At 40.0% G+C, this 26,483-nt stretch carries 30 protein-coding genes; 29 read left to right on the top strand and 1 reads right to left on the bottom strand.

Features of this window, described 5'->3' with window-relative positions; genetic code table 11:
- Positions 1-13: 13 nt before the first annotated feature.
- Together HU823_RS03855 and HU823_RS03850 are read left to right on the top strand one after the other, a co-directional pair.
- The gene (locus tag HU823_RS03855; RefSeq protein WP_197221222.1) at positions 14-1,297 is read left to right on the top strand and encodes a Glu/Leu/Phe/Val family dehydrogenase; all 1,284 of its coding nucleotides are present in this window, start codon (positions 14-16) and stop codon (positions 1,295-1,297) included.
- Positions 1,298-1,391: 94 nt separating this feature from the next.
- Positions 1,392-2,393 carry a YpdA family putative bacillithiol disulfide reductase gene (locus tag HU823_RS03850; RefSeq protein WP_370630019.1) on the top strand — a complete coding sequence of 334 codons (1,002 nt, stop codon included), beginning with the start codon at positions 1,392-1,394 and terminating at the stop codon, positions 2,391-2,393.
- 111 nt (positions 2,394-2,504) lie between these two features.
- Here the strand turns inward: HU823_RS03850 and HU823_RS03845 are convergent, their stop codons facing one another.
- Complete coding sequence (locus HU823_RS03845; protein WP_197221220.1) at positions 2,505-3,473, bottom strand: asparaginase; 969 nt, start codon at positions 3,471-3,473, stop codon at positions 2,505-2,507.
- A gap of 91 nt (positions 3,474-3,564) precedes the next feature.
- On the opposite strand from HU823_RS03845, the gene prsW reads away from it, so the two are divergent.
- The 27 genes from prsW to HU823_RS03710 all read left to right on the top strand — a co-directional run bounded on the left by prsW (position 3,565) and on the right by HU823_RS03710 (position 26,285).
- Positions 3,565-4,245 (top strand): glutamic-type intramembrane protease PrsW, encoded by a 681-nt coding sequence (prsW, locus tag HU823_RS03840; RefSeq protein ID WP_144699340.1) that lies wholly within the window; start codon positions 3,565-3,567, stop codon positions 4,243-4,245.
- 242 nt (positions 4,246-4,487) lie between these two features.
- A complete protein-coding gene (gene sleB / locus HU823_RS03835) occupies positions 4,488-5,360 on the top strand; it encodes a spore cortex-lytic enzyme (RefSeq protein ID WP_144699342.1) in 873 nt (290 codons plus the stop codon).
- Between the two features lie 17 nt (positions 5,361-5,377).
- The gene (ypeB, locus tag HU823_RS03830; protein WP_144699344.1) at positions 5,378-6,727 is read left to right on the top strand and encodes a germination protein YpeB; all 1,350 of its coding nucleotides are present in this window, start codon (positions 5,378-5,380) and stop codon (positions 6,725-6,727) included.
- A gap of 319 nt (positions 6,728-7,046) precedes the next feature.
- On the top strand, positions 7,047-7,712 hold the full coding sequence (locus HU823_RS03825; protein ID WP_186320488.1) for a flagellar brake protein: 666 nt from the start codon (positions 7,047-7,049) through the stop codon (positions 7,710-7,712).
- A 58-nt stretch (positions 7,713-7,770) separates the two neighbouring features.
- The gene (locus HU823_RS03820) at positions 7,771-7,947 is read left to right on the top strand and encodes a DUF5359 family protein (protein ID WP_171005421.1); all 177 of its coding nucleotides are present in this window, start codon (positions 7,771-7,773) and stop codon (positions 7,945-7,947) included.
- A 133-nt stretch (positions 7,948-8,080) separates the two neighbouring features.
- Positions 8,081-8,755: a (d)CMP kinase gene (gene cmk / locus HU823_RS03815; protein WP_144699348.1), complete on the top strand. Its 675-nt coding sequence runs from the start codon at positions 8,081-8,083 to the stop codon at positions 8,753-8,755.
- 1 nt (position 8,756) lies between these two features.
- Complete coding sequence (locus HU823_RS03810) at positions 8,757-9,338, top strand: lysophospholipid acyltransferase family protein (protein ID WP_197221219.1); 582 nt, start codon at positions 8,757-8,759, stop codon at positions 9,336-9,338.
- A 292-nt stretch (positions 9,339-9,630) separates the two neighbouring features.
- Positions 9,631-10,770 carry a 30S ribosomal protein S1 gene (rpsA, locus tag HU823_RS03805; protein WP_144699352.1) on the top strand — a complete coding sequence of 380 codons (1,140 nt, stop codon included), beginning with the start codon at positions 9,631-9,633 and terminating at the stop codon, positions 10,768-10,770.
- Between the two features lie 100 nt (positions 10,771-10,870).
- A complete protein-coding gene (locus tag HU823_RS03800) occupies positions 10,871-11,473 on the top strand; it encodes a YphA family membrane protein (protein ID WP_197221218.1) in 603 nt (200 codons plus the stop codon).
- A gap of 134 nt (positions 11,474-11,607) precedes the next feature.
- Positions 11,608-12,921, top strand: a complete 1,314-nt coding sequence (gene der, locus HU823_RS03795) for a ribosome biogenesis GTPase Der (protein WP_066395717.1) — start codon at positions 11,608-11,610, stop codon at positions 12,919-12,921.
- 6 nt (positions 12,922-12,927) lie between these two features.
- Complete coding sequence (gene plsY, locus HU823_RS03790; RefSeq protein WP_144699355.1) at positions 12,928-13,509, top strand: glycerol-3-phosphate 1-O-acyltransferase PlsY; 582 nt, start codon at positions 12,928-12,930, stop codon at positions 13,507-13,509.
- 18 nt (positions 13,510-13,527) lie between these two features.
- The gene (locus HU823_RS03785; RefSeq protein ID WP_197221217.1) at positions 13,528-14,553 is read left to right on the top strand and encodes an NAD(P)H-dependent glycerol-3-phosphate dehydrogenase; all 1,026 of its coding nucleotides are present in this window, start codon (positions 13,528-13,530) and stop codon (positions 14,551-14,553) included.
- A gap of 118 nt (positions 14,554-14,671) precedes the next feature.
- Positions 14,672-14,932: a stage VI sporulation protein F gene (locus HU823_RS03780; protein ID WP_066395705.1), complete on the top strand. Its 261-nt coding sequence runs from the start codon at positions 14,672-14,674 to the stop codon at positions 14,930-14,932.
- A 415-nt stretch (positions 14,933-15,347) separates the two neighbouring features.
- The gene (locus HU823_RS03775; protein ID WP_144699359.1) at positions 15,348-15,548 is read left to right on the top strand and encodes a DUF2768 domain-containing protein; all 201 of its coding nucleotides are present in this window, start codon (positions 15,348-15,350) and stop codon (positions 15,546-15,548) included.
- 14 nt (positions 15,549-15,562) lie between these two features.
- On the top strand, positions 15,563-16,273 hold the full coding sequence (locus HU823_RS03770; protein ID WP_144699361.1) for a hypothetical protein: 711 nt from the start codon (positions 15,563-15,565) through the stop codon (positions 16,271-16,273).
- Between the two features lie 261 nt (positions 16,274-16,534).
- On the top strand, positions 16,535-18,013 hold the full coding sequence (gene spoIVA, locus HU823_RS03765) for a stage IV sporulation protein A (protein WP_137789039.1): 1,479 nt from the start codon (positions 16,535-16,537) through the stop codon (positions 18,011-18,013).
- 338 nt (positions 18,014-18,351) lie between these two features.
- A complete protein-coding gene (locus tag HU823_RS03760) occupies positions 18,352-18,624 on the top strand; it encodes an HU family DNA-binding protein (RefSeq protein WP_066241877.1) in 273 nt (90 codons plus the stop codon).
- A gap of 320 nt (positions 18,625-18,944) precedes the next feature.
- Complete coding sequence (gene folE, locus HU823_RS03755; RefSeq protein WP_197221216.1) at positions 18,945-19,511, top strand: GTP cyclohydrolase I FolE; 567 nt, start codon at positions 18,945-18,947, stop codon at positions 19,509-19,511.
- A 12-nt stretch (positions 19,512-19,523) separates the two neighbouring features.
- Positions 19,524-19,742 (top strand): trp RNA-binding attenuation protein MtrB, encoded by a 219-nt coding sequence (mtrB, locus tag HU823_RS03750; protein ID WP_066241872.1) that lies wholly within the window; start codon positions 19,524-19,526, stop codon positions 19,740-19,742.
- Between the two features lie 150 nt (positions 19,743-19,892).
- A complete protein-coding gene (locus HU823_RS03745) occupies positions 19,893-20,606 on the top strand; it encodes a heptaprenyl diphosphate synthase component 1 (RefSeq protein ID WP_197221215.1) in 714 nt (237 codons plus the stop codon).
- A 4-nt stretch (positions 20,607-20,610) separates the two neighbouring features.
- Positions 20,611-21,315 carry a demethylmenaquinone methyltransferase gene (locus tag HU823_RS03740; RefSeq protein ID WP_197221214.1) on the top strand — a complete coding sequence of 235 codons (705 nt, stop codon included), beginning with the start codon at positions 20,611-20,613 and terminating at the stop codon, positions 21,313-21,315.
- A gap of 16 nt (positions 21,316-21,331) precedes the next feature.
- A complete protein-coding gene (locus HU823_RS03735) occupies positions 21,332-22,195 on the top strand; it encodes a UbiA-like polyprenyltransferase (RefSeq protein WP_197221213.1) in 864 nt (287 codons plus the stop codon).
- Positions 22,192-22,782, top strand: coding sequence for a UbiX family flavin prenyltransferase (locus tag HU823_RS03730; RefSeq protein ID WP_144699371.1), 591 nt, complete (start codon positions 22,192-22,194; stop codon positions 22,780-22,782). Before HU823_RS03735 ends, HU823_RS03730 begins: the two co-directional genes overlap by 4 nt.
- A 6-nt stretch (positions 22,783-22,788) precedes the next feature.
- Entirely contained in the window at positions 22,789-23,616 is an 828-nt protein-coding gene (locus HU823_RS03725) for a menaquinone biosynthetic enzyme MqnA/MqnD family protein (protein ID WP_144699374.1), read from the top strand.
- Positions 23,617-23,638: 22 nt separating this feature from the next.
- Positions 23,639-24,604: a polyprenyl synthetase family protein gene (locus HU823_RS03720; RefSeq protein ID WP_144699376.1), complete on the top strand. Its 966-nt coding sequence runs from the start codon at positions 23,639-23,641 to the stop codon at positions 24,602-24,604.
- Positions 24,605-24,688: 84 nt separating this feature from the next.
- Positions 24,689-25,132: a nucleoside-diphosphate kinase gene (gene ndk, locus HU823_RS03715; RefSeq protein ID WP_066395665.1), complete on the top strand. Its 444-nt coding sequence runs from the start codon at positions 24,689-24,691 to the stop codon at positions 25,130-25,132.
- Positions 25,133-25,505: 373 nt separating this feature from the next.
- Positions 25,506-26,285 carry a CheR family methyltransferase gene (locus HU823_RS03710; protein WP_144699378.1) on the top strand — a complete coding sequence of 260 codons (780 nt, stop codon included), beginning with the start codon at positions 25,506-25,508 and terminating at the stop codon, positions 26,283-26,285.
- Positions 26,286-26,483 lie beyond the last annotated feature (198 nt).

The following is a 26,483-nucleotide window of genomic DNA, read 5'->3' as shown; positions in this document are numbered from 1 at the left end:
GGGAGGTAAACAAATGACAGCCCAAAATAACACAGACCAAAAATCCGACAATCATCATGAAAATGACAATGTACTCCAATCCACGCAATCCGTAATCGCGGATGCGCTCGATAAATTAGGATACTCTTCCGAAGTTTATGAGTTATTAAAAGAACCGATTCGTATGTTGACCGTTCGAATTCCGGTCAAGATGGATGATGGAAGTACAAAGATTTTTACAGGATATCGTGCCCAGCATAATGATGCTGTTGGTCCAACCAAGGGCGGCGTTCGTTTTCATCCGAATGTATCAGAAACAGAAGTAAAAGCGCTATCAATCTGGATGAGCTTAAAAGCAGGTATTGTTGATCTGCCATACGGTGGAGGAAAAGGCGGAATCATTTGTGATCCGCGTACAATGTCATTCAGAGAACTAGAAAGATTAAGCCGTGGTTATGTAAGAGCGATCAGTCAGTTAGTAGGACCGACGAAAGATATTCCAGCTCCAGACGTATTTACAAATTCGCAGATCATGGCTTGGATGATGGATGAGTACAGCAGAATCAGAGAGTTTGATTCTCCTGGATTTATTACAGGGAAACCACTTGTACTAGGTGGATCTCATGGCCGTGAAACAGCAACTGCTAAAGGTGTTACGATCTGTATCCGTGAAGCAGCAGTGAAAAAGGGTATCCAGCTTGAAGGTGCTCGTGTAGTCGTACAAGGTTTCGGTAACGCGGGAAGCTTCCTTGCTAAATTCATGCACGATGCTGGTGCAAGAGTAATCGCGATCTCGGATGCATATGGTGGACTATACGATCCAGAAGGATTGGACATCGATTATCTGCTTGAACGCCGTGATAGCTTTGGAACCGTAACAAAGCTTTTCAAAGATACGATAACAAATCAAGAACTGTTAGAGCTTGATTGTGATATTTTAGTACCTGCAGCGATTGAAAACCAGATTACTGAGAAGAATGCTAACCAGATCAAAGCTTCGATCGTTGTTGAAGCAGCGAACGGACCAACTACACTTGAAGCGACTAGAATCTTATCTGAAAGAGGAATTCTTTTAGTACCTGACGTATTGGCAAGTGCTGGTGGAGTAACTGTATCTTACTTTGAGTGGGTACAGAACAACCAAGGTTATTACTGGACAGAAGAAGAAGTAGAAGAGAAGCTTGAACGAGTAATGGTAAAATCGTTTGAGACTGTTTATACAACGGCGATGAACAGAAAAGTAAACATGAGACTAGCCGCTTATATGGTTGGTGTTCGTAAGATGGCTGAAGCATCACGCTTCAGAGGCTGGATTTAAATTTTTGCAAACTCATACCAAATCTCCTATCATATGATGATAGGAGATTTTTTTTGGCATGCTAAGAAAATGAATAACAGTGTCTTTTGGAGTGGTGAAAAAAGTGAATATAGACGTTTGTATTATTGGTGGAGGGCCATGCGGATTAGCTGCAGCTCTTGCACTACAGAAAAAAGGAATTTCTTACTGTGTGATTGAAAAAGGAAACGTAGTTAACACCATCTATCAATATCCAACGCATCAAACATTTTTTAGCTCGAGTGAAAAACTTGAGATCGGCAACTTTCCTTTCGTCCATGAACAACGAAAACCTAAAAGAATTCATGCGCTAACGTACTATCGTGAAGTAGTTAAAAGAAATAACCTTCAAGTTCGAACATTTGAAAAAGCAAAATCTGTGACCAAACAATCTGATGGAACGTTCAAAATTGAAACAACCAATCGTAAAGATGAAACGATGAGTTACGATGCCAAATATGTCATCATCGCAACAGGGTATTATGATAACCCAAATCGATTGAACATCGAAGGAGAAGACCTGCCTCATGTTCATCATTATTTTAAAGAAGGTCATCCATATTATGACCTCGATGTGGCAGTGATCGGTGGGAAAAACTCTGCAATTGACGCAGCGTTAGAACTGCAAAAAGCAGGTGCTCGTCCTCACGTCTTTTACAGAGGAAGTACTTATTCACCGAGCATCAAACCATGGGTACTCCCAGAATTTGAAGCATGTGTGAAAGCAGGCAGCATCAAGATGAAATTCGATGTTTGTGTAAATAAAATAACACAAGACGGCATGTATGTTACTGAAGGAGAGAGTGGATCTAAAACGTATCATCCGTTTCATGCCGTGTTTGCCATGATCGGCTATCACCCTGATCATTCGTTTCTATCAAAGATGGGTGTAGACATCGATACAGAAACTGGACGTCCTTCTTTTTCTGAAGAAACGATGGAAACAAATGTGGAAGGTCTATTTATCGCAGGTGTAATTGCTGCAGGTAACAATGCAAATGAGATTTTTATCGAAAATGGAAGGTTTCACGGGGAAGTGATAGGTGAAACGATAGAAAAAAGAGAAAAAAACCGATAACCTTTTTAAGTTATCGGTTTTTTTCGTGAATCACATATCCGATTCCCATGTCTACTAACTAAGTCTGAGTTATTCATGGTCAATCATTTGATCAATTGATGAAAATATCCATTATTGAAGAAAAAGTCGTTGCAACTGATGTGGTTCACTCGTATTTTCTAAAGCGATCATCAGTTTTAATCGTGCTTTTTGTCCGTTTAGTCCGTTTGAGAAGATCGCGCCAATTTCTTTTAAGTGCTTTCCTCCACCTTCATATGAGTAGATGTCTTGAGCGATTCCGTTAAAACATCTTGATACGAGTACAACAGGTATTCCATTTGAAATGAGTTCTTTTATGGCAGGAACTGTTGCAGGAGGCAAGTTCCCTTGACCTAATGCTTCGATGACAACGCCATCTGCTGAATTTGTTGCCGCTTGGATCAAATTACCGTCCATGCCTGCATATGCTTTAAGTAAAACGACGTTCTTAGAAAAGTTCTTCACATGAAAGAAGTCTGATCGAATCGGTGTGTGATGGAACAGAACTCCTCGTTTTGTTACGATTCCGATCGGTCCATATTGAGGACTCTGGAATGTCGCGATGTTGCTCGTGTGAGTCTTCGTAACATTTTTTGCAGCGTGGATCTCGTCGTTAAATACAACAAGTGTTCCTTTGCCTAAAGATTGATCTTCACAGGCAACTCGTACAGATGAGATCAGGTTGTATGGTCCATCTGAACCATGTTCGTTACTTGATCGCATTGCACCCGTAACAATTACTGGGATTGATGTTTGAAGTACGAGATCTAATACATAAGCCGTTTCTTCGAGCGTGTCTGTTCCGTGAGTGATGACGATTCCATCGAATTGATCAGAATTTGTTTGTGTAGTAATAAATTGTGCTAACTCCAGCATATGGGAAGGAGTAATATGAGGAGATGGCAGATTCACATAATTTTTAACCGTTATTTCTGCTAGATCAGACAGTTCTCTGAGGGTCGCCTCTAGTGGGTGTGTTTCCTTCGTATTAACGCCGCCTGTGGATTTGTTCTCTTCCATAGCGATCGTGCCGCCAGTATGAATCAATAATATCTTTTTCAAGATTAACGCCCTCCTTATTCTTTGTGTTCGCTATTCCACTTCTTAAAATATCATGTTACGATATAAAAAAACAGTAGAAAAGAGGCAGGACATGCTAGCTGTAATTTCTGCAGCGGTGGCTCCGGCTATTGCTCTATTATCCTTTTTTTATCTAAAAGATAAATATGAGACCGAACCATTATCATTGGTGGTCAAAGTATATATATTTGGCGTTCTTCTCGTCTTTCCAATCATGGTTATTCAGTTTGGAATCAACGAAGAGATGAACGTACCTTCCTTTGTTGAGGCGTTTTTTGTTAGTGGTACATTAGAAGAGTTCTTCAAATGGTTCTTAGTGTTCTATGGAGCTTACCTTCACGAAGAGTTCAACGAGCCATATGATGGTATCGTGTATGCAACAGCGCTATCATTAGGATTTGCATCCTTAGAAAACATCTTTTATCTTTACACGTTTGGGATTGAAGAAGCGTTGGTCCGAGCGCTTCTGCCTGTAAGTGGTCATGCTTTGTTCGGAGTGATCATGGGCTTTTATTTAGGGAAAGGGAAGTTTTCAACAGGAAGAAGGAAGAAGATCTACCTTACTCTGTCACTCCTTTTACCGGTTGTTTTACACGGTACGTTCAACTTCTTATTAGTATCCAGCACAAAATATATTTTCTTCTATATGTTCCCATTTATGATTTTCTTATGGTGGTTCGCTCTTAGGAAAGTAAGAATCGCCAATACGGCTATAACTCCATACACAAATCCAGATGCGAAGACCGGAATATAACCGGTCTTCTTTTATTTCACTATCAGAAAGTATAACTTGTTAGCACGATGTCATTCGACGTGGCAACAAGTTAAGGTAGATAGTATAAGCGCAACTAAGGCAGACCTGAAGAGCTTGGCGTCAGCCAAGTTTTCTTTATTGTGAACCATGAGTCTTTGAAAGCTGAATAAAAAAAAACAGATTACAAATGATATCTGTATAACACGAAAATGGAGATTAAATTACAGGAGGCTTACTTTCTCATGAAAAGAAATTCAGCTTACATAAAGGGAGCATTTTTTGCAATTGCCCTTTGTTTTGGGCTATTAGCTGGATTTGGTCAGAATAATGCACATGCATTTTCAAACCAAGTCGTTCAAGTGGGAGCAACGGGTGAAGATGTAGTTGAACTTCAGTCGAGGCTTCAATATCTAGGTTTTTACACGGGGAACATCGATGGCGTTTTTGGATGGAGAACGTATTGGGCATTACGAAACTTCCAATATGAGTTCGGTCTACCGATCGATGGATTAGCAGGTGGTACGACAAAGAACAAGTTAGCAAAAGCTTCTAAATACGATAAAGCTTGGGTAAATAGACAGATTGACACCGGCAAGAAGTTTTCTTATTACGGCGGTGAAAAGAAAAGTGCAAAGAGTGGAGCGGCTAAAGGCGGCACTGCAAAAAGTGGCACACCAAAAGCTGGAACTGCAAAAGGAGCAGGGAAACCTAAAGCAAAGCCTGCTCAAGTTAAACCGGCAAAAAATATTCCTAATGGCTATTCTCAGAACGATGTGAATTTGATGGCTAACGCTGTTTATGGTGAAGCCCGTGGTGAACCTTACATCGGTCAAGTCGCAGTAGCAGCAGTTATTATCAACCGAGTAAATAGTGCTTCATTTCCAAACACCGTTTCTGGTGTAATCTTCGAACCAGGAGCATTCACAGCAGTTGCGGATGGCCAGATCTATCTAACGCCTAATGCACAAGCGAAAAAAGCGGTCATGGATGCATTGAACGGCTGGGATCCAACAGGAGAAGCTGAATATTATTTTAACCCTGATACAGCTACATCAGGCTGGATATGGACTCGTCCTCAAATCAAAAAAATCGGAAAGCACATTTTCTGTAACTAATAAAGGGGTGAACTGATATGATACGCACGATCCTAATTGTACTGTTGTTCGTGGCAGTAGCAGGAACAGGCTATTGGGGCTACAGTGAACATCAAGAAAAGAATGCTGTACTTCTTCAAGCAGAAAACAACTATCAACGCGCTTTTCATGACTTGAACTTCCATATGGATTCTCTTCATGACAAGATTGGCGAAACAATCGCTATGAATACACGTAATCAGCTATCTCCAGCATTGGCTCAAGTCTGGAGACTAACATCAGAGGCTCATAATGATGTAGGTCAACTGCCTTTAGCGCTATTACCTTTTAATAAAACAGAAGAGTTTTTAACAAAGATGGGCGAATTCAGTTATCGAGCAGCAGTTCGTGATCTAGACAAGAATCCGCTTAGTGATAAAGAATATAATACATTAAAAGAATTGTATGCAAACTCAACTGAAATCCAAAACGAATTAAGAAAAACAGAATCACTCGCGCAAAAGAACAACTTGCGTTGGATGGATGTCGAGATGGCACTAGCTACGAATAAACAGCCAGAAGACAACACGATTATTGATGGATTTAAGACTGTTGATAAATCAGTAGAAGGCTACTCAGACGTAGATTTCGGAACTGAAGTATCCAACATGGAAAAAATGAAAGACCGTGATCTTAGTCAGTTAAAAGGTAAAAAGATCACAAAAGAAGAAGCCAAAAAGATTGCGATCGATTTCTTCCAACTAAAGAAAAACGTGAAGATTACAGTAGAAAGCACTGGAAAAGATGCAAAGTACGACGCATACTCACTAACGTTATATAACCCAGATACAAAAGGCACAACATATATGGACCTAACGAAAAAGGGTGGATATCCACTTTACGTCCTTTACGATCGTAATGTTGGGAAGGCAAAAATCTCACTGAATGAAGCGATGCTTCAAGCTGATGACTTCTTGAAAAAGCATATGGAAAGTCAAATGGAGATGGTAACGAGTGACCAATACGATAACATCGGGGTGTTCACTTATGCTCGACTCGACGATGGTGTAAGGATCTATCCTGAGACCGTGTCTGTAAAAGTAGCATTAGATAATGGAGACATCATGGGGTATGAAGGTACAGACTTCCTTCTAGCACATGTAGACGATAGAACGCCTACGTTTAAGATCTCTGAACAAGAAGCAAGAACAAATCTTAACCCTAAGTTCCAAGTAAAAGAAACAAGCAAGGCATTGATTCGAAACGATATTAACGAAGAAGTGTATTGCTACGAATTCCTAGGAATTCTAGGTAATGATACATTCCGCGTCTTCATTAACGCAGAGAACGGAAACGAAGAAGAAGTAAGAAAGCTTAAAGAAGCAGAGCCATCTTACAACGATATTTAAAAGGGAATTATGGTTATCGTGAAAAAAGGTTTGGATTAATTGCTTCATTGACAAGTTGATTGGAACGGAAGGTGCGAGACTCCTGGGGGATCAGCGGGACAGGTGAGACTCCTAAGGGTGCGGAGCGCCGAGGAGGCTCACCGCACGCCCCCCGGAAAGCGAGCAGCCTGGAGTGGAAATCAACTACTTACTACTATTTCAGATTGATCAAATTTTTTTAAAAGCAAAATTTCGCAACTTGAAATTTTGCTTTTTCTTTTATTTTGAAACTGTCATAATAAGGTAGAAAGATAAGAATGCAATGTATGGGGGAAGTTTGATGATTACAGTGGGTGAACCGTTATATTTAGAGCCGTTGTTTTCGGACAAAAAAGATAAATATCGCTGTAAAGTGTTCGATGTAAAAGAGGATCATCTCTACATTGATTATCCGAGTAACGAGAAAACAAATCGCACGGAATATTTTTTTGATGGAACACAGTTTAAAGCCTCTTTTGTAGATAAAGAGAGAAACGTTTACACATTTCGAACAGAGCTTTTAGGTAGAAAGATTGAAAATATTCCCGTCTTGATGATCACTTCTCCAAAAGAAGAAGAGATCCATAAGATTCAGCGAAGAGAATTTGTAAGAGTTGAAACGATGATAGACACGTCTGTTGTTAACCAAGATGATGCATATCCACCATTTAACTCTGTTATTCTTGATCTAAGTGCAGGAGGAATGCTGCTTTCTCTTCCAGTCGAGCATGCCGTCAGGAGTGAGGATCGGTTGAACTGTTTAGTCGTTTTTCCTATGCAATCTGGAGAAAAACTGTATCTGGACCTAAAATGCACAGTGTTAAGAGTATTCGATGGAGGAGCAGGCGGACGGCAGAAAGCGTCCCTTCAATTTGAGAAGATCACACAAAGAGATCGTCAGCATATTATCCGATTCTGCTTCGAACAGCAACTGCTTAAGAAGAAAAAAGAGAGCGTGGGTCTATAGAAGTGCATAAAGTTTTTCTTTTTGGGAAAAATACTCCCGAAAAGAAGGTGACGTACTTATGAAACGATTTGAACGAATATTGATTCAGCTTGCCGTAGTTCATTTTATTTTACTAGTTGCCGCGCAATTTTTGCTTGAGATTCCTTCCTTTAAGTTATATACAAACAAGAGCATCTATTACGAAGGAGTCATCAAGAATGACCAACAACCAACTTTGGAAACCATAGACCGTTAAACAACATGTATGGTAATATACATATAGATTAAGTCTGATGAATTCAGATTTATACACAGAAAAAAAGCAGGGGATACTCACCTGCTTTTTATTGCTATGTATGCATAGTCATAGGTATGGGGTAGGAGGAAACATGAAAAAATTATTATCGATCGCCATTGATGGACCGGCTGGAGCAGGAAAAAGCACGGTAGCCAAACAAGTAGCTGAACGTCTTTCTTTCATTTACATTGACACGGGTGCTATGTATAGGGCACTTACGTATAAAGCTCTTCTAAAGGGAGCAAATCTTAATGATGGACGCGAACTAGAAATCGTTTTAAATGATACAGATATTAAATTAGTAATCACCGATGGTGGACAAGCTGTACTTCTTGACGGAAAAGACGTATCAGAAGAGATCAGAACTAGTGAAGTAACGAATAATGTATCATTTGTTGCAAGGCAGCAAGAAGTACGAACCGAAATGGTAAAAAGACAGCAGCTACTAGCTGAATCTGGCGGCGTAGTCATGGATGGCCGTGATATCGGTACACACGTTATGCCTAACGCGGAGCTAAAAATTTTCTTGATCGCTTCTGTAGAAGAAAGAGCGCGCAGACGCTATGAAGAAAATATAACAAAAGGGTTTGAAGCAGATTTTGAACTTTTAAAAAGCGAGATTGCTTTAAGAGATAAACGTGACAGTGAAAGAGAAGTAGCTCCACTAAGAAAAGCAGAAGATGCTATCGAACTGGACACAACAAGTATGACGATCGAAGAGGTAGTTTCAAGCATTCTTCATTATGCAAAAGAAAGGGCTTTGTAAAATGATGCTTTATTCTTTCGGAAAATGGCTATGTGGGACCTATTTTAAAGGAACATATAAGCCAGAAATCGTTGGAGCAGAAAATGTGCCGAAAACAGGAGGCATACTTCTATGTTCCAATCACATCCACAACTACGATCCACCGCTTGTAGGGGTCGCTTCACCACGAGATGTGCATTTTATGGCGAAAGCAGAACTCTTCTCGGTACCGGTTTTAAAACATATCCTGCCGAAGATTAACGCATTTCCTGTAAAGCGCGGGATGAGCGACAAAACGGCATTAAAAACAGGGATGAACCTTTTAAAAGAGGGAAAAGTTGTAGGGTTGTTTCCAGAAGGAACCCGCTCAAAGACGGGAGAAATCGGAGAAGGCCTAGCGGGAGCCGGTTTCTTTGCTCTTAAATCAGATGCTCACATCGTTCCATGTGCAATCGTTGGAGAATACCAAAAAGGAAAAAAACTTAAAGTCGTATTCGGTAAACCAATCGACTTTACACATTTTCGGGAGCAAAAAGCTTCCGCAAAAGAAGCGACAGAGCTTATAATGAAACATATAGCTCAGTTAAAAAAAGAGCATGAATAACTTAATCAATTATCTTTAAGAATTTACTTTTGAGTTGTTTTTATAAACTTCTTTGCAAATTGAATGGAGTGTAAGTTGCGAGACTCCTAGGGGATCAGCGGGACAGGTGAGACACCTAAGGACACAAAGTGTCGAGGCGGCTCACCGCACGCCCCCTGGAAAGCGAGCAACTGTAACGGAATTCGATTTACTTTCATCCTTCTTTAAAAAACAACTCCATGATCGATGTTAATGTTCTTTCATACCGAAAGTTCAATAAATTACTTTTCTAATTTTTGAGGAGGTCACGAACATGACAGACGAAATGAGCACAAGTTTAACAAATGCTTCTATGGCTGAAAAAGGTGAAATCATTAAAGGTACTGTACTAAAAGTGGAAGACAAACACGCGTTAGTGGATATCAGCGCTAAGCAAGATGCGTTTTTACCGATTAATGAAGTATCAAGTCTTTTCATTGAAAAGGTAAGTGACGTGTTGAATGAAGGAGATCAGATCACGGTTAAAGTACTTTCTCATACAGAGGACAAGCTACTTGTTTCAAAGAAAGCTGTGGACACTGAAAAATCATGGAGTGAACTCGAAGAAAAGTTTAATTCTAAAGAAACGTTTGAAGTCGTTGTTCACGATGTAGTAAAAGGTGGACTAGTGGTAGACCTTGGCGTGCGAGCGTTCATTCCGGCTTCTATGGTCGAGTCTCACTTCGTTGAAGATTTTTCAGATTATAAAGGAAAAACACTTTCTGTGAAAATCGTAGAGCTTGATGCAGAAAAAGGTCGCGTTATCTTATCTCATCGTGCAGTTACTGAAGAAGCAGCTGTAGCAAAGAAACAAGAGATTTTAGACCGTTTGGCACCAGGCGAAATCATTGAAGGTAAAGTACAACGTTTGACTGACTTTGGTGCTTTTGTAGATATTGGTGGTGTTGATGGATTAGTCCATGTTTCACAGCTATCACATAACCGTGTTGATAACCCTTCAGAGGTTCTTAGCGAAGGTCAGACGGTAAAAGTAAAAGTTCTATCTGTTGACCGCGATAATGACAGAATTTCATTGTCGATAAAAGAAACACAGCCTGGACCTTGGGAAGAAGCTAGTTCTTCCATTCAAGCTGGAAGTGTTATTGAAGGTACGGTTAAGCGCATCGTTACGTTTGGTGCATTCGTAGAAGTAGCACCTGGCATCGAAGGCTTAGTTCATATTTCAGAATTAGCGAACCGTCACATCGGAAATCCAAGTGAGGTTGTGAAAGAAGGTCAGCAAGTTTCTGTCAAAGTGCTTGAAGTGAACAGTCAAGATAAACGTATGAGTCTAAGCATGAAAGCTGTTCAAGATGAAAAGGAAAAAGCAAATCTTAAAGAAAACCTTCCAAAAGAAGAAAAAGGTTTTTCATTAGCAGATATGATCGGTGATCAGCTAAAAGGTTACAAATAATACCCGATTATTTACAGCTCTCGATGTTTTATCGAGAGCTGTTTTTTCTTGCGGTTAGAAGGGGGCACAATGTGGCAATAATGCTATCGAGGTGAAAGAGATGAACGATGGCATACTTTTTTATTGGTTCATGTGGATGAGTTGGGTTGTTTCTACCTTTCTTCTGCGTAAAGGAAAGATAAGAAATCAATGTGTACTTATAACATTGTTTGGAATTATATTGTCCGGTATAAATCTTCATTTTTCTGTAGGAAATATGAATGCTGCATTTGTATTCTTCTTGTTGATCGGGTTGATTCATGTTATCAGATTTAGTCATCAGCTCTTTTTTTTCGTTACTAGCAGTTTTATAGTGGCTACAGCTTATGTTTCAATCGAACTTTTTGCTTTATACGACCCCGCAAAACTGTTTCTGAACAAGAAAATAATACTCCTCATATTCCTGACACTTTTAACGATTACGTTAGCAAGAAGTAAAAAAGATCTTTTCAGTTTAATCGCTATAGGTCTTTTTATTGGCGATGCCGCTTATCAATTCATCATTCTCAGGCTCGTTGGCAAGGTCGAGATCGGATCTCTATATGTATTGGATTTGTTTGCCTCAACTTCTATGATGCTCTTATTTATGGTAGTATTGGTAGATATGTTCAAAAAAATAAGACGAACAACTTTTAAAAGGGTTACTTCAGCGAAGCAGATTTAGAAGAGAATCAGTTGTCTAAACCATAAGTAATTTGCTAAAATAAGTGGACTTGTCTAATTACAAGAAAATGATAGAGCATATAAAAAAAGAAAATTTGATGATTGACTTGATCAGGAAAAAAGGGAAGTGTCTACATGACGAAACCAGTTTTAGCCATAGTAGGAAGGCCAAATGTAGGAAAATCTACTATATTTAACAGAATTGCCGGAGATCGTATCTCGATCGTAGAAGATATGCCAGGTGTAACGCGTGACCGTATTTATAGCTCAGCAGAGTGGTTGAACACAGAATTCAACTTAATCGATACAGGCGGTATTGAAATCAGTGATGCACCATTTATGAGTCAGATGAAAGAACAAGCAGAACTTGCGATTGAAGAAGCGGATGTTATTCTATTCCTTGTAGATGGAATGAACGGAATTACAGCTGCTGATGAAGAAGTAGCAAAGATGCTGTTCCGATCTAAAAAGCCTGTTGTATTAGGTGTGAATAAGATCGATAACCCAGAACGTAAAGAATTGTTATATGAGTTCTATAGCTTAGGAATGGGAGAGCCGATCGGTGTATCAGGTACACATGGTATAGGTCTTGGAGACCTTTTAGACCAAGTAGTAAGTCATTTCCCTGAAACAGTTGCTGAGGAGAAAGAAGACGATACGATCTACTTTTCTTTGATCGGTAGACCGAACGTTGGAAAATCTTCTCTTGTAAATGCTATTTTAGGTAAAGAACGAGTTATTGTAAGTAATATTGCTGGAACAACGAGAGATGCGATCGATTCGAGTTTTGAGCGCGAAGATCAGAAGTATGTAATCATCGATACGGCTGGTATGAGAAAGCGCGGAAAAGTATATGAAACAACTGAAAAATATAGCGTTATGCGTGCGATGAAAGCGATCGAACGTTCCGATGTTGTCCTTATGGTTATCGATGCTGAAGAAGGAATCATCGAACAAGATAAGAAAGTCGCTGGTTTTGCGCATGAAGCGGGTAAAGCAGTAGTGATTGTCGTTAATAAATGGGATGCTGTTGAAAAAGACGATAAGACGATGCAGAAGTTTGAGCAAAAGATTCGTGATCATTTCTTATATCTTTCTTATGCTCCGATCGTATTCGTATCTGCATTAACAAAGCAGCGTCTTCATCAGTTGTATCCTGTAATCAATCAGGTTGCAGAAAATCACTCACTTCGTGTTCAAACGAACATCTTGAATGAAGTGATCATGGATGCCGTTGCGATGAACCCAGCACCAATGGATAACGGAAAAAGATTGAAGATCAACTATGCGACACAAGTGGCGTCAAAACCACCTACGTTCGTCATCTTTGTTAATGATCCTGAGCTTTTCCACTTCTCATACAAACGTTTTCTAGAGAACCGTATTCGTGAAACGTTTGGTTTTGTTGGGACACCGATTAAAATCTTTGCTAGAAAGAAAAACGACTAATCTTCCATGATGACGATCGTACTCTTCGTTATTTCTTACTTGATCGGAAGTGTTAGTTTCAGTTATTTGCTGACTAAAGTATTGAGAAATGAAGATATTAGGAATCATGGAAGTGGTAACGCCGGTGCAACGAATACGCTTAGAGTGTTAGGAAAAAAACCGGCGATCGCCGTTTTGCTATTAGACTGCTTCAAGGGTATTTTAGTTGTCTGGGTTGCCTTATGGTTCACAGATTCTTCCTTCATTGCAGTTCTGTGCGGCATGATAGCCGTCATCGGTCACAACTATCCCGTCTTTTATGGATTTAAAGGCGGGAAAGGCGTGGCTACAGCGATTGGTGTTTTTGCTGCGATTGCATTCTTGCCGTCACTTATAGCAGGTGTTATCGCGATCATAACCATTTGGATATCCAGATTTGTTTCATTAGGTTCTATTGTTTTTTTAATTCTTACTCCATTTTTCATGTTGTACCAATTTAATCTGTCACTAGAAGCAGTATTAACTAGCTTCGTTCTTTCGATTGTTTCAATCTGGAAGCATCGTGGAAATATAGCAAGGATCTGGAATGGGAATGAACGTAAAATTTAATAGTGGAGTGTGACACGTATGGATAATGTTGCTGTTTTAGGTGCTGGAAGTTGGGGTACGGCCCTTGCCATCGTTTTGGCTGACAACGGTCATAACGTTTCTCTATGGGGACGTAGAGAAGATCAGGTCAATGAGATCAACAACGATCATAAGAACGAAAAATATCTGCCTGGCGTTGAACTCCCTGAAAACATCCAAGCAACAACTCAGTTGAAAGAATGTGTGAAAGAAGCGGACACGATCGTACTCGTCACGCCAACAAAAGCGATGAGAGAAGTACTCGGACAATTGAAAAAAGAATTGAGCTCTCCTGTTACAATCGTTCATGCTTCTAAAGGCATCGAGCCTGGTACATATAAACGTATTTCTGAAATCATCGAAGAAGAGCTTCCTCTGAGTGTATTGGATTCTGTGGTTGTTCTTTCAGGTCCAAGTCATGCAGAAGAGGTATCTCTAAGGCAGCCAACCACTGTTACGGTATCTTCAGTAAACATGAAGGCTGCTGAAAAAGTACAAGATCTTTTTATTAATCAAAATTTCCGTGTCTACACGAATCCTGATGTTGTCGGTGTGGAGCTTGGTGGTGCTCTAAAGAACATCATCGCTCTAGGTGCGGGACTTTCTGATGGATTAGGTTATGGAGATAACGCAAAGGCGGCTTTAATCACGAGAGGTCTGGCTGAGATCGCCCGACTTGGTACACAAATGGGTGCCAATCCTCTAACTTTCTCAGGTCTTACAGGAATTGGAGATTTAATCGTAACGTGTACGAGTGTTCATAGTCGTAACTGGCGTGCTGGAAATATGCTTGGAAAAGGTATGAAGCTAGAAGATGTTCTTGAGAACATGGGCATGGTCGTTGAAGGCGTTAGAACCACACAAGCAGCGTACGAATTGAGTAAACGTGTAGAAGTGGAGATGCCGATCACACAAGTGCTGTATGATGTCTTGTTCAACAACAAGGGTGCAAAACAGGCTGTTGACGATCTGATGCAGCGTTCTCGCACACATGAAGTAGAAGATGTATCTTCTTTAAAGAGCTAAACACACAAAGTCGATAGGCGAATGTCTAAAAAATTTTAGGCAATCGCCTTTTTTTCTTTCACGCTTCCAATCTCCCTGCATACGATAAGGTGAAAAGGAAGTGGGAGGAGGACTTCAGGTGGAACGTGAACAACACTTTTTTGATAAGATCGAGAAGAAAACAAGTGTGAAAAAGGATGATATTTTTAAACTTGCTCAATCCGTAAGCGGGTCAAATCTTCGTGACGAGCGCACGATTCGTATGCTGATTTCCCAAGTATCTTCTATGGCTGGAGTAGCGGTTTCGAAACAAAAAGAAGATCAGATCGTTCAAGCTGTTCTTAACAATAACATACCTCTCGACTTAGCAACATTATCTAAAATGTTTGAAGGTAAGTAGGCTCAATTTTTATAATTGTATAAAGTGGATCAGCACCTAAAAACATGGAAGTGTTCCTTCAGTACAGGAAGTATTTAGTCGAACACCCGGTCACGCCCGGGTGTTTTTTTGTTTGGTTTTTTTTATTGATATTGGCTGTTTCTTTGATGTTTCAAAGGTAATTGATTTCCGTTCCAGGTTGCTCGCTTTTTGCGGGGCAGGCGGTGAGCCACATTCGTACACCTTCAAAAAATGAAACGAAAAGCCCATGCCTTTAAGTTCAAATATAATAACAAGATCGTCACTCAATCTTGAGGATCAAGTTTTCGATGATCAATATACAAGTCTAGTTTCATACAAAATTCCAACTTCCGAAAAAGTAAAGGAAATACCAAGAATTATGCTATAATGTACGCTGTGGACAAGGAGGATACATATGAGTGAAGGTTTGTTAAAAATGTGGGTGGCTCTATCAGCCATCGGTTTAATGTTTGTTGCTGTTTTCTCTATCATGTTTAGTCGAGCGAAATTATCTGGAATCTTTCAGACGGTCGTTTCACTATTTGCGTGGATCTGTATGATCGTAGCAGGTATTCTAATCATCATCGTTGTGTTCAGCGGACCTGTACAAGGTTAAAGGAGGAAGTCAATATGTCTAAAAAATGGTGGATTCCTTTATGTTTAATTTTATTCACACTTTCAGGATGTTTGTATCCGGAAGAAAGAAAAACACAGAACCGAGTTCCTTATCAAGATCAGATTACTGCGGTTCAGCAAGCCGTTGAGAGTTTTCAAAAAGATACGGGTGTACTGCCGATTAAAACAAAAGAGGCAGATACAGATATCTATCAAAAATACTTGATCGACTTTAATAAACTAGTTCCAAAATATATGCAAGAACCTCCCGGCAATGCTTTTGAAAAGGGTGGAACCTTTCAATACGTATTGATCGATGTAGAGACAAAGCCGACTGTAAAGCTTGCAGATCTTGTATTAACTGATAAGGTTCAGGATATACAGGTTGCTTTAAATATCTATATGGCCGAACACGACTACCCGCCTTTTAAAAAGATAGAAGCATCGGGCAGGCACACTCTTGATTTTAAGAAGTTAGGTTTTAAGGAAGATCCGTACGTCACAAGTCCTTTTACGGGGAAGAAACTGCCATTTATGATCAATGGTGATGCAAAGATTTTTATAGATTACAGGAAAGATCTAAGTGCAGCGATCACAAGCTACCAGGATGAATTGGATAAACACGAAGACATACGTCACCTACTAGCCGTTCATTCGTTTTTTGTGCCTGTCTATTCTGTTCCATATACAGTTGAAAATAATAAACCTATTTTTTTAATAAAATAGGCATGAACTCTCCCTTTTTCTAATACATTCATAGAAAAGGCGGAGAGATTTTTTTTGGAAATCCTTTTAACGAAACAAGCTTTATAGTTTCATCGGTAGGCACTCTAGTGCGCCCTCCCGTTTTTATGGAACTATACAACCGAGAAAAGCGAGGATCCAATAAAAATTTCCGTTCCTTTGTCATAATCAATAGGACAAAATCATACGATGTATTGTCCAAGACTAGCATCCGGAACTTTATTTGGATCGGGAGGGAAATGAATGGAGAAAATCGATATTTTCAAAGATATCGCCGAACGGACAGGCGGAGATATCTACTTGGGTGTAGTAGGAGCAGTTAGAACAGGGAAGTCCACATTTATTAAAAAGTTTATGGAGCTTGTGGTGCTGCCGAACATTGATAATGAAGCAGAACGCCAACGTGCTCAAGATGAATTACCGCAGAGTGCAGCTGGACGCACCATTATGACCACTGAGCCCAAATTTGTTCCAAACAATGCGGTGAAGATCAATGTAGGTGATGGGCTAGATGTTAACATACGTCTCGTTGATTCAGTAGGTTATGCGGTGCCGAGTGCAAAAGGGTACGAAGATGAAAACGGCCCAAGAATGATTCATACACCATGGTATGATGAGCCGATTCCGTTTCATGAAGCCGCTGAGATCGGTACTCGAAAAGTTATTCAAGAACACTCCACGCTTGGAGTAGTAGTAACAACGGATGGAACGATCGGTGAGATTCCAAGATACGATTATGTGGAATCAGAAGAACGAGTGGTCGAAGAGCTGAAAGAAGTTGGAAAGCCGTTTATCATGCTGATCAACTCTACACAGCCGCACCATCCAGACACGCAAAGACTTCGCAACGAGCTTTGTGAAAAATACGATATTCCTGTACTCGCAATGAGTGTTGAAGCGATGACGGAGCATGATATTAACAACGTGTTAAGAGAAGCGTTATACGAGTTTCCGGTGCTTGAGGTCAATGTTAACCTTCCTAGCTGGGTAATGGTCCTTCGTGAGAACCATTGGTTGCGTGAAAGCTATGAAGAAGCAGTTAGAGAAACGGTTCAAGACATCAAACGTTTACGTGATGTAGATAAGGTTGTAGGGTTCTTCGCTGACTATGATTTTATCGATGACGCAAGACTCGCAGGAATCGAAATGGGGCAAGGGATCGCTGAGATCGACTTGTTCGCACCTGATTACCTGTACGACCAGATCTTAAAAGAAGTGGTGGGCGTTGAGATTCGAGGCAAAGACCACTTGCTTCAGCTGATGCAAGAATTTGCATACGCTAAGACGGAATACGATCAAGTGGCCGACGCGCTAAGAATGGTTAAGCAAACAGGATATGGAATCGCGGCACCAGCGATTACTGATATGAGCCTCGATGAGCCTGAGATCATCCGTCAAGGATCTCGATTCGGTGTAAGACTGAAGGCGATCGCACCTTCCATTCATATGATTAAAGTAGATGTAGAATCAGAGTTTGCTCCAATTATCGGTACGGAAAAACAAAGTGAAGAGATGCTTAGATACTTGATGCAAGACTTTGAAGAAGATCCACTATCAATCTGGAATTCTGATATCTTTGGAAGATCGCTAAATTCTATCGTAAGAGAAGGAATCCAAGGGAAGATCTCACTGATGCCAGAGAATGCAAGATATAAATTAAAAGAGACATTAGAACGTATTATAAATGAAGGTTCAGGCGGTTTGATTGCCATTATTTTATAACTTTTGGACTCCTATCATCAGGAGTCTTTTTTTTGTTTTAACGATTAAGGTAACTGTGTATCTCTGTTTGTTTGACTAGAACAAATGACCTGTGCTAAGAGAGTGACTTTATTACCTCGCGAGGATAGTTTTTTTTGTAAAAAAAGGTCAAAAAATAAGGAATTTTAAGGGTTGAATAGCGAAAAACGCCTAAAAAAGATTGAATTTCTCAAGGTAATCGTATAATATAAGGCTTGTTACAGATATAATTAGTAAAATCTTGTATATTACATAAATGAAGGAACCATGATTCAAAAGTTGAATGATGGTGAATAGTACCTTGAGAGGAGGTGAATGGAATGAACAAGACTGATCTAATCAATGCAGTATCTGAGCAAGCTGAGCTTTCTAAGAAAGATGCATCTAAAGCAGTTGACGCTGTTTTCGAAGCAATCACTGGTACACTACAAAGCGGTGATAAGGTTCAACTTATCGGATTTGGTAACTTTGAAGTTCGTGAGCGTGCAGCTCGTAAAGGCCGCAACCCACAAACTGGTCAAGAGATCGAGATCTCTGCTAGCAAAGTTCCTGCTTTCAAACCAGGGAAAGCCCTTAAGGACGCTGTTAAATAATTGATACATAGGGCAACTTAAAAAAGACCGTGAATCCATTCACGGTCTTTTTTATATGGAATGGAAGAAGGGAAAGATATATCGGCAAGAATGAGATTATATCGTCAAGAATTTGAATATATCGGCAACAAACAAAATATATCGGCAAAAATCCAATTTTATCAGCAACTCACTCAAAGAATCACCCGTCATCCAATTCGAACCTTACTATTCAATCAGATCCACTCCGGACACGGCGTAAGGGTTTTCTCTTTTTGCTATTCTCTCTTCATTATGCTAAAATTTTTCTATTGTGTTAATGGAATTGGAGGACAACCGGCGTGGCAGAAGTTCAAAAAGAAAAAATTGAGTTAGCGGTAAAAATGATATTAGAAGCGATAGGTGAAGACCCTGATCGAGAGGGTTTAATAGATACACCAAAACGTGTTGCAAAAATGTATGAAGAAGTATTCCAAGGATTGAACCAAGATCCTAAAGAGCACTTTGCTACAATTTTTGGAGAAGATCATGAAGAGTTAGTGCTTGTAAAAGATATCCCTTTCTACTCCATGTGTGAGCATCATCTCGTACCTTTCTTCGGAAAAGCTCATATCGGATACATACCTAAAGGAGGCAAAGTAACAGGATTAAGCAAGCTTGCTAGAGCTGTGGAAGCTGTTACAAAACGACCTCAACTTCAAGAAAGAATCACATCGACGATTGCGAACAGCTTGCTAGAGACTCTCGAACCTCATGGTGTGATCGTTGTGATCGAAGCAGAGCATATGTGCATGACGATGCGTGGTGTTAAAAAACCGGGCTCTATGACGGTTACTTCAGCAGTTCGTGGCGTTTTTGAAAAAGATCCTGCTTCTCGTGCAGAAGTACTAAGTTTAATTAGAAACTAAGGAGGTAACTTCATGAAATCAGAATTTGATTTTTTCGTGATTAAAGCGAAAGAGAACGGCGTAAACGTGATCGGCTTGACTCGTGGTACAGAAACAAGATTTCACCATTCTGAAAAGCTTGATAAAGGTGAAGTGATGATCGCTCAGTTCACAGAGCATACTTCAGCTGTAAAAGTAAGAGGGAAAGCTGTGATCTACACGAAACACGGAGAAGTAGATACAGAATCGTAAAGATTACTTTCGGCAGTACATGTGCCAAAAAGCTGGGCTACAGATAAGCCTAGTTTTCTTTATGTCTTTTAAAGAGGTTGAATCCTAATAATTTTGGCGACTATGTTATAATAAGAAAGCACAATTTTGCTGTGTCATTGGAGGGATTTGATGAACACCATGGAACAGATTCAACGTTTAAAACAGCATACACTTTTATTGATGCAGCACAGTTATGTAGAACGATATATCCAACCTCCAGTATTTAATGAATTCAAAGTATTCATCACGTACTGTCTTTTGCGTGAACTAGAATTGGATGAAGCTGTAGAAGCAGAGTACTTCAGTTCGATTACTCTCATTCAGTCTGCATTGGACCGTCATGATGATATTTTGGAAGAGCAAATCAATAAGAACAAAAAGAACCGTCAGCTTGTTGTATTGTCTGGCGATTATTTTAGCAGTCTATACTACTTACTTTTATCTCATTGTGAAAATTTAGATCTGATCTCAAAGTTATCGAGCGCGGTTCAGGAAATTAACGAACTAAAGGCAGATCTGCATATTCATAGCAAGGACAAGTTTTCAACCACGAGTGTAGAATATTTAAAAGCCATACAGAAGATCGACAGTCTATTATTAACAAAAGCCGCTGAATCGTTTGGTCTCTATACATATATACCGTTTATTGAAAGGTACCTAACTGTGTCACGATATCACAGTCTTGATAAGAGAAGAAGATTAAGTGAAGAACAGTTGAACTTCCTCGAGACATGCGAGGCTGAACTAAAGAATAAAGAAGTTGAAATGCCGCTGTTGTTTCATAGAGAAGGATACAACATGGTAGATGCTAGCAAAAATGACTTAATGTTAGGAGAGGGTTAATCCGATGTTGAGTAAAGAAGAACGGGTTCACTCTGTATTTGAAAAGATCTCGGATCAGTATGACTATATGAACGATCTGATCTCTTTTAAACAGCATAGTAAATGGCGTAAAGATACGATGAAAAGAATGAATGTACAGCCTGGAAACCAATGTTTAGATGTTTGTTGCGGAACAGGTGAATGGACGTTCGCTCTTGCTGAAAAAGTTGGTGCAGAAGGGAAAGTAGTTGGCCTCGATTTCAGTCAGAACATGCTGAACGTTGGGATCGAAAAGCTAAGGAAGCGCCGAGCTCCTGGAGTCAGCTTTATCCATGGCAACGCGATGGAGCTTCCGTTCGAAGATAACAGCTTTGACTTCGTTACGATCGGGTTTGGGCTTAGAAACGTACCCGATTATCTACAAACACTTAAAGAGATGGCACGCGTAGTGAAACCGGGCGGTAGAGTCGTATGTTTAGAGACTTCGCATCCCACAGTTCCGGTGTTCAAACAGCTCTTTAAATTTTATTTTACGTATATCATGCCAGTATTCGGTAAGTTATTCGCAAAAAGTTACCAAGAATACGCATGGCTTCAAGAATCAACAGAAGCTTTTTTAACAAAAGAAGAACTGAGACAACTTTTTAAACAAGCGGGTTTATCAAACGTTGAGGTTAAATCGTATGCTTTAGGTGCTGCCGCCATGCATACTGGGAAAAAACAGCAATAGAAGAGAGCGTTGCAGTGTGTGGAAGAAAATTAAAATAATTTTAGAAATGATAAAGTTTGAACATACCATCTTTGCTCTACCGTTCGCATTTCTTGGAGCGATCATGGGAAACCTCGTTGAAGAGGGAACAGTTCCATCTTTGATGGAATGGGTTTGGATCACTCTCGCAATGGTCGGGGCACGAAGTTCTGCTATGGCTCTTAACCGTGCGATAGATTCAGAGATTGATGGAGCGAATCCTAGAACGAAAACAAGAGCGATACCAGCTAAGCTTTTAAAAAGAGGCGAAGTCTATCTTTTTATACTCGTCTCACTAGCTTTATTATTTGTAAGTGCTTATCAATTAAACGCCCTATCAGTTAAGCTCTTGCCGCTTGCGGTCTTTTTTCTTGTTATCTATTCCTATACGAAGCGTTTCACGTATTTGTGTCATCTCGTCTTAGGTGTGACGATCGCTATCGCGCCACTTGGCGGTTGGGTTGGTGCAACCGGAACATTAAGTCCGGAAGCCTTTTTACTATTTATAGGGGTATTGTTTTGGACAGCTGGTTTTGACGTGATCTATGCTACACAAGATGCTGAATATGACAAGTCGCATGGGCTGTATTCCATTCCTTCTGCGTTTGGTATTGCTAATGGTCTAATGACTGCTAGATGGCTGCACGTTGCTAGTTTCATAGCGTTTGTCTCTCTTGGCGTTGTATCAGGAATGGGCTGGATCTATTATTTAGGGGTGTTCATATCTGGTGCGATCATGGTGTATGAGCATTCACTCGTTAAGCCTCATGATCTGTCTAAACTGGATGTAGCCTTCTTTACGATGAACGGTGTATTGAGTGTGGTCATGTTTATCTTTTCAGTAGGAGATTTGTTGATATGAAAACTTTTACAATCGGAATAACAGGAGCGAGTGGAGCTGTTTACGGAGTAAGACTTGCTCAAGAGATCTTAAAAAGCGGACACAAGCTACATCTTGTTGTTACTGAAGCAGGGTGGCAAGTGTTTAGAGAAGAATTATTGTGGGATACGGAGGACCGTGAACGCTGTATAGAAGAGAATTTTGCTTCATACGGAAAAGATCGTTTTCATTATCACACGCTTCGCGATTTTAATGCACCGATCGCGAGCGGATCGTATCAGAACGACGGAATGGTCATCATTCCTTGTTCGATGGGAACTCTTTCTGGGATCGCACATGGTGCATCAGGAAACCTGTTAGAACGTACAGCAGATGTTATGCTGAAAGAGAGCAGAAAACTGATCTTAGTACCAAGAGAGACACCACTTCACAAGATTCACCTTGAAAACATGTTAAAAGTAACAGAAGCAGGAGGAAAGATTGTTCCTGCGATGCCTGGTTTTTATCACTTGCCAAAATCGATGGATGATCTAGTGAACTTCTTGGTAGGTAAAGTGCTAGATAACTTAGGTGTACATCACGAATTGTTTACACGCTGGGGAGACTGATAGATTATGAACATCGGGGAAATCAGCTACACGAACATCATACCCCTTTATTTTTATTTGGATAGAGAGCGACTGATGGATCAAGGTGCGACGATTACACAAGCGGTTCCATCACGAGTTAACGCTTTAATGGAGAAACGGCTGGTCGACATAGGAGGCATCTCTTCATTTTCATACGGAAAGAACGCGGAGAACTATAGTTTAGTCCCAGATCTTTCGGTTTCTTCGTTCGGAAAAGTAAACTCTATCTTTCTTTTTTCAAAGTATAAGATGGAAGAGTTGGACGGTAAAAAAATCGCATTAACATCTAGCTCAGAAACATCGGTCGCTCTATTAAAAATTATCTTAGACCGTTTTTATGGTGTAGAGGTTACGTATCAAGTAGAAACACCGAACTTTGAATCCATGCTGAACACATATGATGCATGTCTCTTGATAGGGGACGATGCGATAAGTGCGAACCGTAAACGAGGCTCTTATCACGTATATGATCTTGGAGAGATCTGGTATCAACAGACAGGACTGCCAATGATCTTTGCCGTGATGGCGTATCGAAATGAAATGGAAACCGAACAAGGTGCGCTGTTATCGTATGTGGGTAGAAGTATGATAGAGAGCAAAGAAAGATGTCAGAGAGAAAATTTTGTTCCAGTCATCGAACGAGTGATAGAAGAACACGGAGGCACTTTTCAGTTCTGGAATTCTTATTTTAATGGATTAAATTATCAATTTAGTGGCGAACATGAAAAGGGACTCAACCTTTATTTTCAGCTAGCTGTAGAGTGCGGATTGTTAAATACAATGCCCTCTATCATTAAATATTCGTATAAGTAACGGGCGATAGGGTGAAACAAAAGTGAAGTTAAAGGACTTATACTCATTTCTAAAAAAAGACTTGCAGCAGATTGAAGATCAGCTCGTAGAATCCGTTCGTTCCGATCAGAAACAGATTCATACGGCAGGAGCTGAACTCTTAAAAGCAGGGGGAAAGAGAATCCGCCCTGTGTTTGTTCTGCTTTCCGCTCAGTTCGGCACATATAACATTCACCAAGTGAAAAAGCCAGCTGCAGCTCTTGAACTGATTCATATGGCTTCGCTCGTTCATGATGATGTAGTTGATGATGCGGATATGAGGCGTGGTAGAAAAACAGTAAAAGCAAAATACGATAACAAGATTGCCATGTATACGGGCGATTTTATTTTCGCATCCGCATTAAAACTAATGTCTGAGATCGAAATTCCGCGTGCGCATCAGATTTTGGCACAAGGCATGAAAGAGATGTGTCTTGGGGAGATCGAACAGATCAACGAGCAGTATGATACGGATCAAAACATTCGAAAGTACTTCAAACGAATCAAACGAAAAACCGCACTTTTAATCGCACTGAGCTGTCAGCTTGGAGCGATTACGTCAAAAGCAGATGTTTCTCTGCAAAAGAAACTGTACGATTTTGGTTTCTCTGTAGGGATGGCTTTTCAGATTACAGACGATATCTTAGACTTTACCGCTTCTGAAAAACAGCTCGGTAAACCAGCAGGAAGTGATCTGAAGCAAGGAAACTTAACATTGCCTGTGCTTTACACGATCTATCAGTATCCAGAGATGAAAGAAAAGCTGGATGCTTATTATGACAAAAAAGAGCCCGCTCAGCTTGCAGAACTGTTAAAAGATATCAAAGAGTTAGGCGGAATTGATTACGCAACGAAGATATCTGATAAATATTTGAAACGCGCTAAATTAGCTGCCGAGTCTTTGCCAGAAACGGATGCCAGAGATAGTTTGTTAAAAGTAGCAGATTATATAGCTGGTCGAAAATTTTGAGTGATTGCTAATTTTTAAAATTTTTGGTACGATTTCTCTGGGGAACTTGTCCCACATATACATAGATGATAGGAGAGGGAATGCATGGAAAAAACGTTTTTAATGGTAAAACCTGATGGTGTTCAACGTGCGTTAATCGGAGAAATCGTATCCCGTTTTGAAAAGAAAGGTTTTCAACTTGTTGGAGCTAAACTAATGAACATTTCTGAAGATCTTGCAAAAGAACATTATGGTGAGCACAAAGAGCGTCCGTTCTTCGGCGAACTTGTTGATTTTATTACATCTGGTCCAGTATTTGCTATGGTTTGGGAAGGAAAGGACGTTATTCTTACAGCTCGTAACATGATGGGCAAAACGAACCCTTCTGAAGCTGCTCCTGGATCAATCCGCGGAGACTATGCTGTACAAGTGAGCAACAACATCATCCATGGTTCTGACTCTGCTGAAAGCGCTGTCCGTGAGATCGGTCTTTTCTTCAAAGAAGAAGAACTTGTTTCTTATGATAAAGCAGTGGCGGTTTGGATTTAATTTTACATGGAAATGAAAGCGTTTTAACCGGCCGATGTGCCGGTTTTTTTGTTATTAAGATAAAATTGAATGTGGTAGCGAAGAAAAAGTGGCTGAGAATGGGTCTATTCGTTCCGAAAATGGAAGTGAGAACGGGTTTTGAGGCAATACGTTAAAAATTTTGATTATCGCATCAAAAGAGAGCGCCTGTTGTACATTTATCAACCATTTACATGGAGATTTCTTAAAAAATCCGGTGGAGTTTTTGCTTTATATCATCGAGTCGACATCTTAATAATGTCGCTCCGATAACGCAACAATTTAAATTCCGATCCGATATTATACATACATAGACTAAATATGGATAGCAGAAGTGAATTGGAGAGAGAAACATATGGATCGCGACTACGAAAGCTTTAAACAGAGCATTTATGATCAAACAGGAATAGATCTTTCCTTATACAAGGAAGCGCAGATGAAACGCAGACTCATTGCACTGAGGGACAAACGGGGATTTACAACGTTTTCTGAATATTTTCGTGCACTCACAAAAAATCCAGAATTACTTCTTGAATTTCTAGACCGTATGACCATCAACGTTTCTGAATTTTACCGAAATCCTGCTCGTTGGGATGTACTAGAGAAAAAAATCATTCCTCTGTTAGTTGAAGACAGGTCATCTTTAAAAGTATGGAGCGCAGCCTGCTCCACAGGAGAAGAGCCATACAGCTTGTCGATGCTGTTATCCGATTACAAAAAGGACGTATCAAGGTTTTCGATCCTTGCAACAGACTTAGATCAACAAGTGTTAGAGCAAGCCAAAAAAGGGTTTTATTTTGAAAAAGCGATCAAAGATGTTCCGAGCGATAAAATAGCACGATATACAACAAAAGAGGAACTCGGTATCAGCGTTACAGATTCAATCAAAAAACATGTAACGTTTAAGAAGCAGAACTTGCTTTCTGATCGTTTTGAATCTGATTTTGATCTGATCGTTTGCCGAAATGTAATGATCTATTTTACGGAAGAAGCCAAAACAGTCCTGTATCAAAAATTCAGCAAAGCACTTCGAAACGGCGGTGTTCTGTTCGTGGGAAGTACCGAGCAGATCTTCAATCCAGGTTTATACGACTTAGTATCGGTAGAACCGTTCTTTTATCGAAAACTGAGTTAAAAAACAAAAATACAACCATGTAAATCTGTTGACAGATTTCCTACAATGGTTTAATGTAACTGATAAGTTTAGAGCACACGTAACTGTGCACATTAGTATAGAGTTTAGAGCCTAGTTGAGACAAGTTGAGAGAGTTTGAGTGGAGCAGAGCCGAGAATGGATATGTACATATGCCATGCGGGTTATTTCTGCATGGCT

It is taken from the genome of Fictibacillus sp. 18YEL24, assembly GCF_015903855.1.
GTDB classification, from domain to species: Bacteria; Bacillota; Bacilli; order Bacillales; family Fictibacillaceae; genus Fictibacillus; species Fictibacillus phosphorivorans_C.
Note: the sequence above shows the minus strand (reverse complement) of the source record. Positions and strands in the feature narration are given on the sequence as shown.

Excerpts from the sequence above, each read along its gene's own strand:
- HU823_RS03855 (WP_197221222.1), top strand. The coding sequence starts at position 14 with ATGACAGCCCAAAATAACACAGACCAAAAATCCGACAATCATCATGAA.
- prsW (WP_144699340.1), top strand. The coding sequence starts at position 3,565 with ATGCTAGCTGTAATTTCTGCAGCGGTGGCTCCGGCTATTGCTCTATTA.
- sleB (WP_144699342.1), top strand. The coding sequence starts at position 4,488 with ATGAAAAGAAATTCAGCTTACATAAAGGGAGCATTTTTTGCAATTGCC.
- ypeB (WP_144699344.1), top strand. The coding sequence starts at position 5,378 with ATGATACGCACGATCCTAATTGTACTGTTGTTCGTGGCAGTAGCAGGA.
- HU823_RS03825 (WP_186320488.1), top strand. The coding sequence starts at position 7,047 with ATGATTACAGTGGGTGAACCGTTATATTTAGAGCCGTTGTTTTCGGAC.
- HU823_RS03820 (WP_171005421.1), top strand. The coding sequence starts at position 7,771 with ATGAAACGATTTGAACGAATATTGATTCAGCTTGCCGTAGTTCATTTT.
- cmk (WP_144699348.1), top strand. The coding sequence starts at position 8,081 with ATGAAAAAATTATTATCGATCGCCATTGATGGACCGGCTGGAGCAGGA.
- HU823_RS03810 (WP_197221219.1), top strand. The coding sequence starts at position 8,757 with ATGATGCTTTATTCTTTCGGAAAATGGCTATGTGGGACCTATTTTAAA.
- rpsA (WP_144699352.1), top strand. The coding sequence starts at position 9,631 with ATGACAGACGAAATGAGCACAAGTTTAACAAATGCTTCTATGGCTGAA.
- HU823_RS03800 (WP_197221218.1), top strand. The coding sequence starts at position 10,871 with ATGAACGATGGCATACTTTTTTATTGGTTCATGTGGATGAGTTGGGTT.
- der (WP_066395717.1), top strand. The coding sequence starts at position 11,608 with ATGACGAAACCAGTTTTAGCCATAGTAGGAAGGCCAAATGTAGGAAAA.
- plsY (WP_144699355.1), top strand. The coding sequence starts at position 12,928 with ATGATGACGATCGTACTCTTCGTTATTTCTTACTTGATCGGAAGTGTT.
- HU823_RS03785 (WP_197221217.1), top strand. The coding sequence starts at position 13,528 with ATGGATAATGTTGCTGTTTTAGGTGCTGGAAGTTGGGGTACGGCCCTT.
- HU823_RS03775 (WP_144699359.1), top strand. The coding sequence starts at position 15,348 with ATGAGTGAAGGTTTGTTAAAAATGTGGGTGGCTCTATCAGCCATCGGT.
- HU823_RS03770 (WP_144699361.1), top strand. The coding sequence starts at position 15,563 with ATGTCTAAAAAATGGTGGATTCCTTTATGTTTAATTTTATTCACACTT.
- spoIVA (WP_137789039.1), top strand. The coding sequence starts at position 16,535 with ATGGAGAAAATCGATATTTTCAAAGATATCGCCGAACGGACAGGCGGA.
- HU823_RS03760 (WP_066241877.1), top strand. The coding sequence starts at position 18,352 with ATGAACAAGACTGATCTAATCAATGCAGTATCTGAGCAAGCTGAGCTT.
- mtrB (WP_066241872.1), top strand. The coding sequence starts at position 19,524 with ATGAAATCAGAATTTGATTTTTTCGTGATTAAAGCGAAAGAGAACGGC.
- HU823_RS03745 (WP_197221215.1), top strand. The coding sequence starts at position 19,893 with ATGAACACCATGGAACAGATTCAACGTTTAAAACAGCATACACTTTTA.
- HU823_RS03740 (WP_197221214.1), top strand. The coding sequence starts at position 20,611 with ATGTTGAGTAAAGAAGAACGGGTTCACTCTGTATTTGAAAAGATCTCG.
- HU823_RS03730 (WP_144699371.1), top strand. The coding sequence starts at position 22,192 with ATGAAAACTTTTACAATCGGAATAACAGGAGCGAGTGGAGCTGTTTAC.
- HU823_RS03725 (WP_144699374.1), top strand. The coding sequence starts at position 22,789 with ATGAACATCGGGGAAATCAGCTACACGAACATCATACCCCTTTATTTT.
- ndk (WP_066395665.1), top strand. The coding sequence starts at position 24,689 with ATGGAAAAAACGTTTTTAATGGTAAAACCTGATGGTGTTCAACGTGCG.
- HU823_RS03710 (WP_144699378.1), top strand. The coding sequence starts at position 25,506 with ATGGATCGCGACTACGAAAGCTTTAAACAGAGCATTTATGATCAAACA.